This is a genomic window from Sphingobacterium sp. UBA2480 (assembly GCF_002341965.1).
Taxonomy (GTDB): domain Bacteria; phylum Bacteroidota; class Bacteroidia; order Sphingobacteriales; family Sphingobacteriaceae; genus Sphingobacterium; species Sphingobacterium multivorum.
Genome location: NZ_DDPA01000009.1, coordinates 773,983 through 791,488, shown reverse-complemented (window position 1 = coordinate 791,488; position 17,506 = coordinate 773,983). Strand labels below are relative to the sequence as shown.

Here is a 17,506-nt window from a genome sequence, read left to right as displayed (position 1 = left end):
ACAGTAAATTGAAAAGACAGCAAATAAGTAAAACTTTAGCCCACGAAACCCTGTTTTAATGAATAATGATAAGTTTTACATCAAAAGGTATTTACTGTGTTCCGGGCAAGTTTTATCTTGATCCATGGCAACCAGTTGATTTGGCAGTCATCTCCCATGGTCACGCAGATCATGCCCATTGGGGAATGAAGAAATACTTATGCCACCATTTTACGGTCAATATCCTACGAAGTCGCATAGGTCCAGACATTCAGGTTCAAGGTCTTAGCTACAACGAAGCGGTATACATCAATGGAGTCAGGGTCTCCTTACATCCAGCTGGCCATATCATTGGCTCTGCACAGATACGCCTGGAACATAAAGGTAAAGTTGTCGTCTTTACGGGCGATTACAAGATTCAGGACGATGGTTTATCTACGCCGTTCGAACCCATAAAGTGCCATGAACTTATTACAGAAAGTACATTCGGCCTCCCTATTTACCGTTGGGATTCCGTAGAAGCGCAAAATGAAAGCCTACAGACATGGATTAAAACCAATCAGAGCAACAACAAAACCTCTGTGTTTATCGGTTATTCCCTTGGAAAATCGCAGCGCATTCTCAACGCTGTTCATGAGATGGGTCCCGTGTACGTTCATTACAGCATTGCCAAGCTGAACGAAGCCTATAGTCAGGCAGGTATAAAATTGCCAAATTACCGCATCGCCGATTTAAAATCGGAGCTCAAACAGCTTGACAATCAAATTGTGCTGCTACCGCCTGCTCTGCTGGACAGCCAGCTTCTACAGAAAATACCGCATGTTGCCCATGCGATCTGCTCCGGATGGATGCAAATCCGTGGGGCAAGGCGATGGCGCAGCGCTGATGCCGGCTTTGCGATCAGCGATCATGCCGACTGGCAGGGCTTATTGCAGGCGGTACGTGGTAGCGCTGCCGAAAAAGTATATGTCACACACGCACAGACAGCAACATTTGCCAAATATCTGAATGAAATCGGTATTGAGGCCGAAGAAGTTAAAACGCAATACGGAGATGAAGAGGACCCTCAAAGCCAAACCACAGAATAGCCTATGAAAGAATTTGCCACATTGATCCATGCGCTTGACAGCAGCAATAAGACCAATTCGAAAAAAGAAGCTATTTTAACTTTTTTCAATCAGGCTTCCGAAAAAGACAAACTTTGGTTTCTTGCCCTGATGACCGGCAAGAGACCGAAACGAAGCATCGCGATCAAGGATCTTAAAACATGGGCCTTAGAAATCACCGGAATCCCCGAATGGTTGTTTATAGAATCGTATGCTGCCGTAGGCGATCTGGCCGAGACCTTATCGTTGCTGCTCCCACCACCATCACAGCAGATCGAAAAAAGCCTGAGTGAATGGATGGACGAGATCATTGCCATCCGGGATGACAGTATAGCCCAAAAAAAGGCTTTTGTCCTTCATTCCTGGAATGCACTAAATACCGTAGAGCGTTTCATTTTCAATAAACTGCTCGGCGGCAGCTTTAGACTGGGAGTTTCCGATAAGGGATTAATCAATACAATCGCGCAGTATACCAACACTGAAGCAAGCGCTGTAGCGCATAGTATCATGGGCGAATGGAATCCGCATGCGGTAGAATTCGACAAACTCGTCAATGGCGCTTACAGCGATACCAACCGCTCCAAACCTTATCCATTCTGCCTTGCTTATCCTTTAGAAAAGGCCCCCGAAGACCTAGGCTCTCTCAACGAATGGCAGGCAGAATACAAATGGGACGGTATACGTGGCCAGCTCATCAAGCGCGAAGATGAAATACATATCTGGTCTCGCGGAGAGGAACTCGTGACAGCGCAGTTCCCTGAAATTACCGAGGCCCTCCATCAGTGGAAAGGAAATTTTGTGCTTGATGGCGAAATCCTAGCTGTCAGAGACGGCGGTGTCCTCAACTTTTCCGAACTGCAAAAACGAATCAACCGAAAGACCATTCCAAAGTCACTACGTGAAGAAGTACCTATTTCAGTCTACCTTTATGATATTGTCGAACTGGATGGCATCGATCTGCGCGATAAGCCTCTTAATTACAGACGTACACTGCTAGAACAGTGTTATGCTGCAAATCCTCCAGGTGCTTTAGAGCTGTCACCTTTGATACATGCAGCAGATTGGTCCGCGCTACAAGACATTCAGGCAAACTCGCGCGAGGTCAACAGCGAAGGACTTATGCTCAAGAAAAAGGACTCCGCTTATCATGCCGGCCGCAAAAAAGGCGACTGGTGGAAATGGAAGGTAAACCCCATGAGTATAGACGCTGTCCTCATTTATGCACAGAAAGGAAGTGGCCGCCGAAGTGCCCATTATACCGATTATACTTTTGCCGTAAAGGATGACGATCAGCTTGTAACGATCGCAAAAGCCTATTCAGGTCTTACAGACAAGGAAATTCTAGAAGTTAGCCGCTTTGTAAAACAAAATTCTTTAGAGAAATTCGGCCCCGTAAGAACCGTTAAACCTGAACTAGTTTTTGAAATTGCCTTTGAAGGCATTGGATACAGCAAACGTCATAAATCGGGTGTCGCGCTACGTTTTCCGAGGATATTACGCTGGCGAAAAGACAAGACCGCCGCAGAGATCGATAGTCTTGAAGATATTAAAAAGTTGATACAATAAGGCATAGCTTCATACACATTGAACGAAAAAATAGCATATAGTGACGGCTTTCGAATAATCAGTGATTATTTTAAATCGCAGGGAAACGCCCCTTTTAGCTTCCAGACCAAGGCCTGGGAAAAATATGCGCAAGGATATAGCGGGCTGGTCATCGCGCCTACAGGGTTTGGGAAGACTTTCTCCCTTTTTATGGCCGTACTGATGGACTTCCTCAATCATCCGGAACACTATCAAAAGGGGCTAAAGCTCCTTTGGATTACGCCCCTACGCTCTTTGGCCAAAGATCTGGCGCGGGCCATGCAAACAGCAATAGATGAAATTGGACTCGACTGGATCGTACAGGTGCGTAATGGTGACACCGATCCCAAGATCAAAGCGCAGCAAACCCGCTCCATGCCTGACGTTTTACTCGTTACTCCAGAAAGCCTGCACTTACTGCTTGCTCAAAAACAACGCGATAAATATTTTAAAAATCTCCGATGTGTGACGGTTGACGAGTGGCACGAGCTCATGGGCAACAAACGCGGCGTAATGGTCGAACTGGCACTTTCCTTTCTGAAAGCATATATAAAAAACCTACGCGTTTGGGGTATCACAGCCACCATCGGAAACCTTGAAGAAGCGATGGAAGTTTTGCTTCCACAAGCTGCAAAACGTATCCAGATTGTTGCCAAGGAGAAAAAGAAAATTGCCATCAAACCGATATTCCCCAGCACAGTGGAACTGCTTCCCTGGGCAGGGCATCTCGGCGGCAACCTCGTAGATCAGGTCGTCCCGATTATACTTGCCAGTAAAAGTACGATCCTCTTTACCAACACACGGAGCCAAAGTGAGATGTGGTACCAATTGCTGCTGCAGGCTCACCCCGATTTTGCTGGACAAATAGCCTTGCATCACAGCTCCATTGACGCCCATATCCGCGAATGGATCGAAGACAATCTCAGCAGCGGCAAACTTAAAGCGGTCGTGTCAACCTCCTCCTTGGACTTAGGGGTAGATTTCAAACCTGTAGATACAGTCATACAAGTTGGTTCCAGTAAAGGTGTAGCTCGATTTATGCAACGCGCTGGAAGAAGTGGACATAGCCCATTTGAAACTTCCACGATCTATTTCGTCCCCACACATTCCCTGGAGCTCATCGAGGTCGCCGCCTTGAAGGAGGCCGTAAAAACGCAGACGATCGAAAACCGGGATCCCATGGTTCAGACCTTCGATGTGCTCGTTCAATTCATGGTAACCATCGCCTTGGGCGGTGGATTTCGTTCGGAAGAACTGCATGCAATCGTCGCCAATACCCATGCCTTTCACTACATGGAAACGGAAGAATGGCAATGGTGTATGTATTTTATTACCGCGGGTGGAAAAATTGGAAAACGCTACGAAGAATTTCACAAGGTTATCCAAGATGAAGATGGCAAATGGATCATCAAAAACCGTCGTCTTGCACTACTTCACAGACTCAATATAGGTGCCATTGTCGGTGATGCCATGATGCGCGTAAAGTTTCTCTCCGGTGGTTACATCGGCATGATCGAAGAATATTTTATTAGCAAACTAAAAAAAGGTGAACGCTTTATCCTTGCGGGGCGGATACTCGAAGTAGCGATGGTCAAGGAAATGACGGTATTCGTAAGAAATTCGTCGGGTAAAGCCATTACTCCAAGCTGGCTCGGTGGCAGACTTCCCTTATCGTCCAATTTGAGCCATTTCCTGAGAAAAAAATTGGCTGCAGCAGCCAGCGCTCCTTCCAGTGAAAAAGAGCTTCATTTCCTGGCGCCACTGATCGAAAAACAGGCTGAACTTTCAGCCGTGCCAAGTGAAGCGGAATTCCTCGTCGAACATATCAAAACCAGGGAAGGCCATCATCTATTTTTCTACCCCTTGGAAGGCCGATTGATCCATGAAGTCATGGCAGCGCTTGTCGCCTACCGCATCAGCAAGTTGTACCCCATCAGCTTTTCCATGGCCATGAACGACTATGGCTTCGAACTCTATTCCGATAAGGAAATTCAGCTCAGTCAAATGCAGCTCGAACAGGTACTGAGCCGCAGCAATCTGATGGAAGATGTGATCAGTAGTATTAACTCTGCAGAAATGGCCAGCCGCAAATTTAGGGATATCGCTGTCATCTCGGGACTGGTTGTGCAGAACTATCCGGGCACCCAGCAAAACAACAAATCATTACAGGCCTCATCAGGGATTATTTTCCGCGTACTGATGGAACACGATCCCACTAACCTTTTGCTCAAACAGGCTTTTACCGAAGTGTTCAACCAGCAACTGGAAGAACATCGGTTAATAAATGCATTCGAAAGGATCAATCAGAGCAAAATACGTTATACCTTTGTCGAAGAGTATACGCCATTGAGCTTTCCGATAAAAGTGGATAGCCTCCGGCAATCCCTGTCGAGCGAAGCCTTGATTGAACGGATTCAACGCATGGAAAAGACCAATGCTCAAAAAAAGAAGCGCAGAAAATGAAAATCGGAGAACGAACAATTACATTCAATAAACAGGAATTAACCCTTAACACACAACGCTCTATATACTGGAAAGACCAAAAAACGTTAATCTTATCTGACCTACATCTGGGCAAAGCGGCACATTTCAGAAAGCATGGCATTGCTATCCCGACGGATACTGCCATAACGGACCTTACTCGATTAGAATCCCTAATAGCGTACTATCAAGCTAAGCAAGTCATCGTTGTCGGCGATCTCATTCATGCCGGCATTAATCAGGAAGTACTTTTACTGGAATCATTCAGACAACGCCACCCTGAGCTCCACCTTCATCTTGTCAAAGGCAATCACGACCGCCTATCGCAACAAATGGGCATTCGCTTCGGTATAGAGCATCATAAAGAAGTTTTCGAAATGCAACAGATCCAATTTAAACACCACCCCGCTGATGCAGCAGATTCCTCTTCATTTCGGATTAGTGGACATATCCATCCGGGTATCAGCCTGGTTATTCCACCGAAACGGAAGGTTCGCCTACCCTGTTTTCTGGTATCTACTCATCAGATTATCCTTCCCGCTTTTAGTACTTTTACGGGATTGGACAGCAAAGACCTGTCTTCCCTATATCAAAGTTATGCTATTTCGGACGATCATATCTTCCCGATCAGAAGAAACTAATCCAAGCAGCAGTTTATATTACATCTTGAGCTCCCCGGGAGAGATTCCGTAATATTTTTTAAAAGCACTGCTAAAATTATTCTGGTGACCATAGCCCGTCAACAAGGCCACCTCATAGACAGTCATTTTATCTTCGAGCAGATAACTTTTGGCTTTTTCCATGCGCACCCGTGTAAGGTAGTCGTGAATGGTCACTGAAAAATATTCCTTAAAGTCCTTACGCAATTTGCTTTCACTGGTCAACACCTCCGCGGCCAGTTCTTTTTGCGTCGGCGGATTGGCAATACGCTGTTCAAGAATCTGCCGTGCCATCTCCAACCTTTGCACATCCTCCTCATGAAAGAGCGAATCATTGCTTTCCGTTTTTTCATTATATTGCTCAAACTGATACATCAGCAGCTCAACAACACGCGACTCGGTATGAAGCCTGCGGATTTCGCCCTTTTTTTTGGATTCAATCAGCTCGGTTATGGTATGCTGCATCTCATAGGTCGCCATCAGATCTTCTTCTGAGAAGGAAACGTATTCGCCTTTTTCGATCTCATGCACAAATTGCTGATGCAATAACGAATCGCGTTTGATCAGATTGAGGTAATACTCTTTGGAAATAACAGCTATAAAATAAGTATACTCAATACCGGGTTCCACTTCATGGATGGATTTGACCGAGGGAATGTAGCGTATATTATGCCGGCTCATGCCGTAAGGCAATTTGCTATCCGTCGGCTTAAAGAAAATAAACTGGCTGGTTATGGTCTCGCCCTCGATCTCCGTAAGAACCTGCACTGGCCGATCAAACTGCATTTTCGAATGCAAGATAAACAATCCTGAAGTCGATAGCTGAAAATTCTCCATATGGACCGGATCTTTGGATATGGATATCCTATTTTCGACCAAAGGTTTGTCGGGAACATAGCCATCCGGAATTTCTTCTTCAAAAAGCCAATCTGCCAACTCTACTATTTTACTTTTCACCAACATGATTACAAATCCTAAATAAGCCTGAAGCAGTTAAAATTAACGAAATAAGATGGTATTTTAAAATTATTTATAATCTTTCTAAATAACAGGATTAATCCAAGTCAATATCCATTTCCTCCAACTGAACATAAGGTTTCAATGTTCTTGGATTCATAATGACACTGGACTCGACCGAAAAGATCGTATAGATCTCCTTTTGGGCCAACACTTCCACCGGGGTACCATGAAAGAGCTTGCGGCCATTTTTGAGCATCAGAATTCGATCGGCATACATGGCAGCAAAATTGACGTCATGCACAATCAGCACCACCATAAATCCTTTTCGGGCAAGTGCCCGTGCAATGGCCAGTACTTTCTGCTGATAATGCAGATCCAATGCAGAAATAGGTTCGTCCAATAACAACAGTGCATCTGGGTTATCCCATATCTGCGCCAGGATACGTGCCAGATGAACACGCTGCTGTTCACCGCCGGAAAGACTCAAAAAATCCCGTTCAGCAAAGGCAGATACTCCACAAAGTTCCATGGTTTCGGCCACGATTTTATAGTCCTGTTGTTTGGGCGTATTCCTATAATGCGGATACCGCCCCATCAGCACGATCTCTTCTACGTTAAAGCTCAATGTCATCTGCTGCTGTTGACTCAGTAAAGCCCTACATTTGGCCAAAGCCGCAGGTTCGTATGTCGATAGCGCCTTGCCATTGAGATGAACAGCACCCGAATCCGGCTTCTTTTCACCACAAAGCACCCCCATCAGCGTCGATTTACCAGCGCCATTGGCTCCGAGGATTGCCAGGATTTCACCTTTACGTACCTGAAAGGTAATATCCTTCAGGAGCTTTCGTCCGTTTACTTCGTAGTTGATCTTCTCTACACGTAGCATAATGCAATTATTTTTAAAGCCTCTGCCAAAAGACTATTTATCTTTGATTAAAATATACAAAAATACCGGTGTACCCAATAAAGCTGTAATGACGCCGATGGGCAATTCAATGGGTGCAACAGCAACCCGGGCAATCACATCTGCCAACGTCAGCACCAACGCCCCCAATAACAATGAACCAGGAAGTACAAATCGGTGATCCGCCCCGCCCATCAGACGAACGGTATGCGGAACAATCAATCCCACAAAACCAATGATCCCCGATACCGCAACGGATGCTCCCACAGCAAGTGTGGATAAAACAACCACCCAGCGTTTGACGCGATCGGTACGCATACCCAAAAGATCTGCCTGCAACTCCCCGAGGGAAAAGGCATTCAGCGACTTTCCAAAAAAGGGTAAGATCAGCACCGGGATCAAAATAAATGGCGCCAAAGCCCTTAAGTTATCCCAAGTAGCCCCACCAAGACTACCCAGCATCCAAAAAGTGATCGTACGTAACTGTTGCTCTGTAGACATATAGGTCATCAAACCTGTCAGCGCACCCGCAAAGGCATTGATGGCAATACCTGCCAACAACATCGTCGTCACATTAGGGCGGCCATTTTTACTGGCAATACGGTAAACCAAAAAAGCGGTCAAACCAGCGCCCACAAAAGCGCCAAAAGCCAATATATAATAGCCAATCCAAGCAGCCAAAGAGGTAAAGAGAAAAGTCTCAAAGGCAATGATCAGTACCGCAAAAAGAGAAGCTCCAGATGAAATCCCGATCAATCCGGGCTCCGCTAAGGGGTTGCGGAATATACCCTGGATCGCAGCACCCGATATACCCAATGCTGCACCCACCAAAAGTCCGAGCAAAAGACGCGGCATACGAATCTCAAAAAGAACATCTTCGTGCATATTATGCACACCTCCCGCACTTCCGAAGTGCAATTTTTGCGTCAACATCCTTAAGATATCAGCGGGTGGAATATGGTAAGCCCCCATCCCCAAGGCAACAATACTGACAACAACCAATACCAGGCCCAAAGTCAATAGGATAAATTTCTGTTTCTTTTGCACCGGCTTTATTTTGAATCCATCACTTTTCCAAATCCACGGTGCAATGCTAAGATTGCGTCTGGCAGCCGATTACTGAAATTGACCAGCAGCGAGGCATTCATCACCAAGATACGTTCGTTTTTACCCGCATTCGTAATACGCATCCCCGGCAATTTGAGGATAGCATCCTCACCGCCAAGACTACTTGCGCCAAAATCAAATAGCAACACAATATCTGGATTGGCCTGCACCAGCGCTTCCGTTGTATAGGGTTTGAAATCCGAAAATTCCTGAACCGCGTTTTTACCACCAGCCAGATTAATCATCGCATCCAGACTACTGCCTTTACCCGCTACACTCATGGTACCCGTACCACGGGCATATAAAAACAATACTTTGGGTGCCGCTTTACCCTGATTTTCCTTTTTCACCAATTCCATGGTATGATCCAGGCTTAATTTTGTTCGCGAAACCAGATTTTTACCGGCAGCAGATTCACCGACGGCGTCTGCGACCTCCTGGATGTAACGAAGTGCACCCGGAACAGAATAGTTTGGTTTAATGGAGACAAATTTCACACCAGCCGCACGAATCTGCTGAATGACCGATTTGGATACATCGCCTTCATTCGCAATAACGATGCTTGGCTTAAAAGATAATAAACCTTCGGCCGATACCGAACGGTTCTTGCTTACCCTCGGCAAGGCCGCCGCTGCTTTGGGCGATATACTTGTCACATCGGTAGCGACCATGTGCTCACCTATTCCCAGTCCATAGATCGTTTCGGTCAACGAACTGTTTAACGTAATGATTCTCTGCTGTGCCATTGCCCATCCACCGATTTGCATCAAAAAACACAGTATAATAACATAAAATCTACTCATTGTAATTCTTTATCTCCACTATGGCGATAGCGGATCACCAGGAATGGTTTTACCTCTCGCCGTTCAACTTGAGTACAAAACAAATCAATAATCAGTCTAAATACAAATTATATTATTTCTTTTAGAACAGCATACCTCAACATAAAAAGCCTGACAAACCATTAATAAACAGCAACATATAACTAAATCCAAACTACTTTTCAGTCCATAAAAAACGGATTAAATAGAATTTATGACATTTTGCATAGAGAAAAATCCAACAGGATTACCTTTTTTTGTAACATTATTTAGAATTATTAAAAATAAAAATAGTGTTTAAAAGCAGCTCACCTATTCGAACAAGCACCCTGATCGCCCTTTGCGCCTGCCAGATCTACACTGTGCAAGCACAGGAAAAATGGAAAATCTCCGGTGTATTGAAAAACGAATCCAATAAAGGCGTCGCCAATGCGACTATCTATCTTTATCCAGATAAATATGCTTTTAAAACAGATACTGCTGGGAGATTTCAATTCTCCCAGCTCTATGCGGGGCGCTACGAATTACAGGTACAGGCCATGGGTTATCAACAGTACCGTCAAATTATCGATTTGGAAGACAAAAATCAGCAATTGACCATTGTGTTAAAAGCTGAAGAACGGCAGATGGATGTAGTTGATGTGCAGGGTAAAGTGCAGGCTGTAGACAATCTCGTTAAGGCCGAAAATGCAGCCATGCCCGTTAAAGTAATCACCAAGCGCGAGATCGAGCTTATGGGCAGCCGTCGGCTAGATGAAGTTTTAAAAGAACAGACGGGTATCGCCATTGTTAACGATATCGCCGGAGGCTCCAGAGCCGTCGGTGTGCAGATCCAGGGATTCAGCAGCAACTACGTGATGGTCCTGGTAGACGGGCAACCTATGCTGGGGCGCAACAGTGGCAACTTTGACCTGTCCCGTGTTTCGGTGACCAATATTGAGCGTATCGAGATCATCAAGGGAGCTTCCTCCTGCTTATACGGCAGTGACGCATTAGGTGGTGCAATCAATATCATTACACGCCATGGTGCTATCACACCACAGGCACAGGCTTCCCTCCTCTATGGCAGTCTCAATACCGTCGATGCCACTTTGGAAGCTGAGACACCTTTTGCTAATCAGCGCGGCAGCGCAGTATTTTCGGGCAATTACTACCGCACGGATGGTTTTAATACCGACAAGCAATACCTGGATTCCAAGAGCACCACTTTTCCGCCTTATACCAACTATAGTTTCCAGGGCCGACTGCGTTATCGTACAAGCAAAAATGGCACTTTGGGCGTGACAGGGCGTTATGCAGCCCGGGAATCTGAAATGATCAATGCCTGGTCTGAATCGGCCACACTGCAGGATAAACAAAAAGATCAGGACATCAATCTCTCGGCAAGTTACGACCATAATTTTGCGTCTGGACTGCGTAGTATGACGCGTTACTATTTCTCGCGTTTCCACTCCCAGATTGCCGCACAATGGTTGCAACAAGGTATTGTTGCCAGCGCCGAGCAATTTGGTCAGAATGTACACCGCATTGAACAGCAGTTTGCGTATAGCCCTGCACAACAGGTTAAACTTACTGGCGGTATAGGTGGTAGCCTTGAACGGATGGACAACCAAGATCTGGATGCCAAACGCTCTTTGAACAGCGCATTCGCCTATTTACAGACCGAATGGAAACCTGTAGACCGCTTATTGACGACGCTGGGCTTACGCTACGATCAGACCAACGTCTACAATGGCCACTTGAGTCCAAGTCTGGGTCTACAATACCACGTCAGCGCCACACTACTTATCAAAGGCGGTGTTGGTGCAGGATTCAAAGCCCCCGACTATAAAATGCGCTATCAGGTCTTCTTCAATCCAGCAGCCAATTATCTTGTGGTCGGTTCGGAACGCGTAGCCGATGTAATTGCAGCCATGGATCAAGCCGGAGAACTCAGTTATAAAAACAGCTATATGCTCAATTTGGTGGCGGGCAACCTTAAAGCCGAAACCAGCATTTCAAATAATCTTGGACTGACCTGGAACCCGACCAAGAGATTACAGGCCGATTTCTCTGTCTTCTACCATCGGATCAACAATCAGATCAACACAGTCAGTGTGGGTAACGGGACCAAAGTAGCACAGATCTATAGCTACCGCAACCTGCCCAAAGCAATGAATAAGGGTTTCGAAGTTTCATTGACCTATCAGGCAACCAAGGATCTGCAATTGTCGATGGGCTATCAATACCTGATTGCCAAAGACCTAAGTGTTTTGGATAGTATTGCCAAGGGAAGTTACCCCTATAACCAGATCAACGATCCCGCTACAGGAGAATATCGCCAGAGTAAAAAATCGGATTATTGGGGTATTGAAGACCGTTCGAGACACATGTTCAATGCAAAAGCCCAATATGAATATAAACCCTGGGGCGTTAATGTCAATGCGCGGGTCAATTTCAGAAGTGCCACACCTTTTCAGGAATATAATGGCAACCAGTTTATCGACAAATATGACATTTTTATCCCCTATCACACACTCGTCAATATGACTGTGGAAAAGAGTCTGATGAACCGCAGATTGACACTGCGTCTAATCGGTGACAATTTATTCAATTTTACAAGCCGTTATTTACTCGGGCAACCTGGACGTGTTATTATGGGCGGCGTCAGCTACCGTTGGATAAAAGAATAATAAGCACTAATGAACACGAATTTAGCACACCAAGTACAAGATAAAAGATGAGAACGATTCGCATGATTATAGGAGAATGTAGCATCTGGCTTTCCTTTCACAAGATTGACCGCTGTATTTTTTCAGCACTATTGCTATTGACAGTCGTATCCTGCGGGAAAGACAAAGATTATACTATCGGATTAGAAGATGGCAAAAGTACCTTGATCAAAGATCTTGCTGGCGATACCGATGCAGCCATGGGCGAAGGTACTGAAGGAAAAGAGCAAAGACCATTTTTTATATTTCTTTTTCGTTTTAAAGACCAAAAGCAAATATGGGTTAAAACAAAAGCCGATTCTGCGCAGTGGCTTAAAACAAAAGATTGGGATATTGCCTTTACAGGTCCTTACAATTCGGAGATCTATCTGAACAATTCCCAGCATGAATACAATCCGGGTTATGGCGGCCAGGCAAATAATACCGCTGTGGTTTTACTGCGACAAGCCTATCAGAGTGTAACTGTAGCCCCTTCGGATGAAGAGTTTAACAAAAGTGAAGTAAACAAAATTGGCTGGGCAGCAACCGATGGTTCTGATGGATGGTTTCGCTATAGCTTAAGCACCCATATTATGCAGGCGCTCCCCAATCGTACCTATGCGATTCGCTTACCCGATGGCAAATATGCCAAGTTGCAACTGATCAATGCCTATAAGGGAAATCCAGCGGCGGTAACCAACCTCAATTGGCCTGCCCCATACTATACATTTAAATATTATGTACAGCAGAATGGCAGCAAAGATTTAAATACAAACACATTATAATAAGGAAAAATTACACAATTAAATTAAAGATGAATAGATTATTTACAACAGCAGCACTACTATGTGCATTGAGTTTAGGTTTTACTTCTTGTAGCAAAGATGATGATAAGGTGGAGCAAGTCGAGCCAGAATACCAAGCTAAGGTTATGGTCAAAGACGGTGAAACTGTTGATTTAACAAAGGTTTCCAAAACGATCAATACACAAGGAACAATCAAGCGTACAGGCAATACCTATTCACTTCGTAACTTTAAACAATTTACAATCGGTGAAGATGGAAAAGCAACAACAACTGCAGCACAAACCTATTATTTTGATTTTAAAGAGAATGATGGACTACAAACGACTGATGCTCCATTGACCCTTATAGCACAACAACGCGTCATGGATGTGATTGCAAACACCACGAAATCATTTACACTATCCTATATAGATAAGGCTTATGAGAACGTCAATTCAGCAGATCAATTCGTAGCATTGACCGATAACAAAGCTGGTATTGCATTAACTCCTACTGCTATTGGATGGGCCGGTTATGATATGACCACACACCATGTCATTGCTATTAAAGACCGTACGTTTATTCTTTCAAAAGATGGAAAGCCATATTTTAAATTTAGAGTCAACAGCGTGTATTCCAATGAGACACCAAATAAAGCAATGGCGTCAGATAATTATGTTTTCTACTCTATCGATTACCAAGAATTTAAATAGTATCAACATAGCAGCTGGTTAAAATTCCAGCTGCCTTTGTTAACCAAAAATCAAAAACCGAAAAAAATATATTAAATACCAATTTTCATACACACTTTATCAGCAAAAGATTTTATCTTTACTATTATTTAGAATCAATTTAAATAAAAATAACATACTAACAGCCCTACTACATATATAGAAAAGGGACAAAGTATCGACTAACACAAAAAAACTAGTAACAATGAAAATAAAGAAACGCAGCAACCTATTAAAATTCATACCGGTATTGGCATTTTTAATTGTGTTGGGGGCCTGTAGCAAAAGCGAGCCCACAGTAGTAGAGCCTGAACCAGATCCTGTTGCACCAGAAGCTATGTTCAACCGCTTGATTACTGTTAAGAATTTTGGCGAAGACTTACCTGCTGGAAGTGCACCAACCACGGCGCAATCACCAATATATTACAGCCTAGAACAGAACAAAGCTGTGACACCGGATTATAAACTAACCGCACGATGGGACATCTCCTGCTCAGAAATATACCGCAGTTTTATCAATTGCAATAATACAGCAAACGGATTTGGTAAAGGTGGCCCAGGGAAAGGTGGTATACTCATTGTGAAGAAAAAATTTGAAGATGTAATCGATATCCCTTCAGACGCCGAGTTCCGCAAAGGTGAAAAAGCATATGGTACAGATGATTCAGGAGCATTTGGTGAAGGTCTAGGTTGGTATTTATATGATTTTGATGGCGTAATCAAAGGTGGTGGAGCCGAAAACAAAAAACACGTTTGCTATCCAATTGAAAGCAATACATTGATCGTCCGTACAGCTCAGGGAAACTATGCCAAGATCAAGATACAAAGTATCTATAAAGACCTCTTGGATCCAAAAGATTGGTTTAAAGATTCACCAACACCATTCTTTACATTCCAATATGTGCTTGCCAAAGCTGGCAGTACCAAATTTGTGATTGCTAACTAAATAATATAAGCTAAGCATTCTGATTTAGACACTAAACTAACATGAAAAGAATATACAGCATTTTAAGCTTCCTTTTTTTAGGATTGCTGCTAACCCGCTGCACCAAAACGGAAGAACTAGCCTTACTTCCAGCAGATAAGATAATCGAATACAAGGTCACCAACCTCCCTAATGATGAGGTTATCTATGGCGCTATAGACAATGAAAAAAATGTCATTACGGTATATCTTCCCTATTATTATGGGTTGCTCGTCATCGACCCTACTATTAAGGTCGCGAATGGTGCTAGTTTAACAGAAGAAATTTTGCCTGTTAAAACAGATGAAAAGAACCAGACGTATACCGTAAAGTCCGCTACAGGTACCACAAGAACCTATAGCTTAAAAATTACAAAGTACACCATCTTTTGAAGCGACTTTTGCATCGACATCTTCTATTTCGCTTACAAAAGGCCCTGGAGCTGGTTTTCCAGCGATAAATGGGACCTTTATGCATACCAACCCTGCATTGGTGAGTATTGCACTGATTAATCAAGAAACGAAAGAACGGTATCAAATGGCTACGCCGAATAGCCTGAAAGTATCGGGGATTGGATACCAATTAAGCTATACGGGTACCGAACGGGAAAACCGCATTCCATCCGATATTAAAGCAGGTACCTATGATGTAGAGGTAACCAACATCAACCATATAATTACATTAGCCAATCCGCTCAAAATTACATACCGTCAACCTGACGTAATTGTTAGCTTACTGGGTCTAAATCTCGCAAAAAATAAAGATTGGACCATAAAAGCTGGCCTAGATAAGGTTATTCTAGATCCTACGGCCGTTATCATGACACTCAATGGAAAAGATTATCCATTGACTATTAAATCTTATAACCGTACCGAAATGACAGTTTCATTACCAGCGACTCTTCCAATCGGAACCTTTGATAATTTGCAGATCAAATTCCAATTTAAAGACTGGGCCGATGTTGTAAAGACACAGTTGTCTCCAAGTACAATAACGGAATCATAAACAAGCATCCACAGTATGCCATGGTGGCATCAAAATTAAATAAATTAAAACAAGAGGAGATCTCAACATGAACTCAAACATCAAAACTATCTTAAAATCAGCGATGGCCGTGACTGTGCTATCGGCAGCAGTATGGGCAGCAGCCCCAACAACAGAATCAGCAACAGCTCCTTTAGCGCTGAACCAAGCTAAAGCAAATAGTAACTACACTGTTGTAGGTCAATGGTGGAGCCCAGCAGCTGCAGCAACTTGGCCTGCAGTATATGTCGACCTTGCTACAGGTGCACAAAGCTTAAGTAGCTCTGGTCAAGTTGCATTCTTTAGCCATGTAAATGGTTCGATCAAGGCTAATGGATCTTATTCGATCAGAACGGTAGCAAAAGACATCGCTTCCGTTACAGCATCAGATTGGGCAACAGCGACTTCAGTATCATCACAGGGTAGTGGCGAATGGTATGAATATGATTTAGATAGCCATGCAAACCAAGCAATCCAACCTTTGACAGTGTTGGTCGGAAATTCTTCCGGAGCTTCGTATGCTGTTAAGTTAATTAATTTTACAAATGTTGGCCAACAAGTAGTGGCAGGTCAATTACAAGTAAAAGCAGATACCAATATCGAAGTTAAGGCATTATAGTCCTTCCTATTTAATGAATGAAAGATTCCGCAACCTGGTGGATGGGTTGCGGATCTTTTTAGCCTAATCAACATCCGCATAACGATTTTTTTAACCAAAAAAATTATGCAACACTCATTTTTGAAAAAACAAATACATATCCTTCAATTTCTAGCGATTTTTATGCTAGCACTAACATGCTGGTCCTGTAAAACGGAATACCCAAGCCTGCCCTACAATGACATCGAATCTTTTAGCATTCAGGATGCTGATGGTAAAACCTTATCAGCCAGCATCGTGGAAGACCAGATTATCTTATATTGGCCACCCTTAGTGGAGCAACCCGAAAGCATTACACCTACGATTAAAGTTTCCGAATTAGCGACTATTACGCCTGCTTCGGGTACATCGATAAAACTCCAATCCGAAAAACCCATCACCTATACTGTTCGGGCACAGGACGGATCCAGCAAAAACTATACTTTGACCTTCCAATACAATCAGCCCATAGTACAAGCTACGTTTAACAGTTTATCGTCTGGTCAATACTATATCACTGATCCGAATACTTTTACTTTTATCGGAGAAAACATTATACCCAACGAGACACAAACTAAAGGCTATTTAATAGATAAAGATGGAAAAGAAACATTACTTTCGTTTAGCAAAAATATAGTACCCACTAATTTTGCTGTTACTTTTGCTGCTCCAGATGACTTCAAAGCAGGTACTGGCTATAAGGTCAAATTGGTCTCAGGCCGTTATTCCATCGTAAGCGATTCATTTGAGGCTGTCTTACCTAGCATCCTCAATCTATTAATAAAGAGTAATCTGTTATATAGCGTTAAAAAAGGAGAAAACTTTGTGGCTCCTTTGCAAAGTAAAGTCCTTTACGAGCGTTATTTTAAAAGCGATTTTGACCATTTCATCGCAGTTGACAATCTGAATAAAGAATATACTATAAACAATGCGGTATTTGATGTGACCGCAATGACGGTTACCATCCCTATACCGTCCAACGTAGCGGGTAGTGGAATCAACAAGCTAAAAATGGTAGACAAATCAGGAAAAGTATTATTAGAGGATACTTATTATATCACGCTAAACTAATACG

At 43.6% G+C, this 17,506-nt stretch carries 16 protein-coding genes; 12 read left to right on the top strand and 4 right to left on the bottom strand.

Features of this window, described 5'->3' with window-relative positions; translation table 11 throughout:
• The first annotated feature begins 65 nt into the window (after positions 1–65).
• Genes B3600_RS23955 through pdeM form a run of 4 tightly spaced genes read left to right on the top strand, consistent with a single transcriptional unit; the run spans position 66 to position 5,791 of the window.
• Positions 66–1,067, top strand: a complete 1,002-nt coding sequence (locus B3600_RS23955; protein WP_286754692.1) for a ligase-associated DNA damage response exonuclease — start codon at positions 66–68, stop codon at positions 1,065–1,067.
• Between the two features lie 3 nt (positions 1,068–1,070).
• Positions 1,071–2,651, top strand: coding sequence for an ATP-dependent DNA ligase (locus B3600_RS23950; RefSeq protein ID WP_286754691.1), 1,581 nt, complete (start codon positions 1,071–1,073; stop codon positions 2,649–2,651).
• Between the two features lie 18 nt (positions 2,652–2,669).
• Positions 2,670–5,132, top strand: a complete 2,463-nt coding sequence (locus B3600_RS23945) for a ligase-associated DNA damage response DEXH box helicase (RefSeq protein ID WP_286754690.1) — start codon at positions 2,670–2,672, stop codon at positions 5,130–5,132.
• Entirely contained in the window at positions 5,129–5,791 is a 663-nt protein-coding gene (pdeM, locus tag B3600_RS23940) for a ligase-associated DNA damage response endonuclease PdeM (RefSeq protein WP_286754689.1), read from the top strand. Before B3600_RS23945 ends, pdeM begins: the two co-directional genes overlap by 4 nt.
• 18 nt (positions 5,792–5,809) lie before the next feature.
• Here pdeM and B3600_RS23935 read toward each other — a convergent pair whose 3' ends face one another.
• From B3600_RS23935 to B3600_RS23920, 4 genes are all read right to left on the bottom strand, one after another.
• Positions 5,810–6,772, bottom strand: coding sequence for a helix-turn-helix transcriptional regulator (locus B3600_RS23935; RefSeq protein ID WP_115048478.1), 963 nt, complete (start codon positions 6,770–6,772; stop codon positions 5,810–5,812).
• 91 nt (positions 6,773–6,863) lie between these two features.
• Entirely contained in the window at positions 6,864–7,655 is a 792-nt protein-coding gene (locus tag B3600_RS23930; protein WP_286754688.1) for a heme ABC transporter ATP-binding protein, read from the bottom strand.
• A gap of 33 nt (positions 7,656–7,688) precedes the next feature.
• The gene (locus tag B3600_RS23925) at positions 7,689–8,720 is read right to left on the bottom strand and encodes a FecCD family ABC transporter permease (protein ID WP_286754687.1); all 1,032 of its coding nucleotides are present in this window, start codon (positions 8,718–8,720) and stop codon (positions 7,689–7,691) included.
• 5 nt (positions 8,721–8,725) lie between these two features.
• Complete coding sequence (locus tag B3600_RS23920; protein ID WP_286754686.1) at positions 8,726–9,583, bottom strand: heme/hemin ABC transporter substrate-binding protein; 858 nt, start codon at positions 9,581–9,583, stop codon at positions 8,726–8,728.
• A 311-nt stretch (positions 9,584–9,894) separates the two neighbouring features.
• Between B3600_RS23920 and B3600_RS23915 the strand changes: the two genes are divergently transcribed.
• The 8 genes from B3600_RS23915 to B3600_RS23880 all read left to right on the top strand — a co-directional run bounded on the left by B3600_RS23915 (position 9,895) and on the right by B3600_RS23880 (position 17,502).
• Positions 9,895–12,273: a TonB-dependent receptor gene (locus B3600_RS23915; protein WP_286754685.1), complete on the top strand. Its 2,379-nt coding sequence runs from the start codon at positions 9,895–9,897 to the stop codon at positions 12,271–12,273.
• Positions 12,274–12,320: 47 nt separating this feature from the next.
• On the top strand, positions 12,321–13,076 hold the full coding sequence (locus B3600_RS23910; protein WP_286754684.1) for an HmuY family protein: 756 nt from the start codon (positions 12,321–12,323) through the stop codon (positions 13,074–13,076).
• A gap of 29 nt (positions 13,077–13,105) precedes the next feature.
• Positions 13,106–13,789, top strand: coding sequence for a hypothetical protein (locus B3600_RS23905; RefSeq protein WP_205398521.1), 684 nt, complete (start codon positions 13,106–13,108; stop codon positions 13,787–13,789).
• 223 nt (positions 13,790–14,012) lie between these two features.
• Positions 14,013–14,753, top strand: a complete 741-nt coding sequence (locus B3600_RS23900; protein WP_286754683.1) for an HmuY family protein — start codon at positions 14,013–14,015, stop codon at positions 14,751–14,753.
• Between the two features lie 41 nt (positions 14,754–14,794).
• Positions 14,795–15,163 carry a hypothetical protein gene (locus B3600_RS23895; protein ID WP_286754682.1) on the top strand — a complete coding sequence of 123 codons (369 nt, stop codon included), beginning with the start codon at positions 14,795–14,797 and terminating at the stop codon, positions 15,161–15,163.
• A gap of 79 nt (positions 15,164–15,242) precedes the next feature.
• Positions 15,243–15,776 carry a hypothetical protein gene (locus B3600_RS23890; RefSeq protein ID WP_286754681.1) on the top strand — a complete coding sequence of 178 codons (534 nt, stop codon included), beginning with the start codon at positions 15,243–15,245 and terminating at the stop codon, positions 15,774–15,776.
• Positions 15,777–15,843: 67 nt separating this feature from the next.
• On the top strand, positions 15,844–16,413 hold the full coding sequence (locus B3600_RS23885) for a hypothetical protein (RefSeq protein WP_182332226.1): 570 nt from the start codon (positions 15,844–15,846) through the stop codon (positions 16,411–16,413).
• Between the two features lie 162 nt (positions 16,414–16,575).
• Positions 16,576–17,502, top strand: coding sequence for a hypothetical protein (locus B3600_RS23880; protein WP_286754680.1), 927 nt, complete (start codon positions 16,576–16,578; stop codon positions 17,500–17,502).
• The last annotated feature ends 4 nt before the right edge of the window (positions 17,503–17,506 follow it).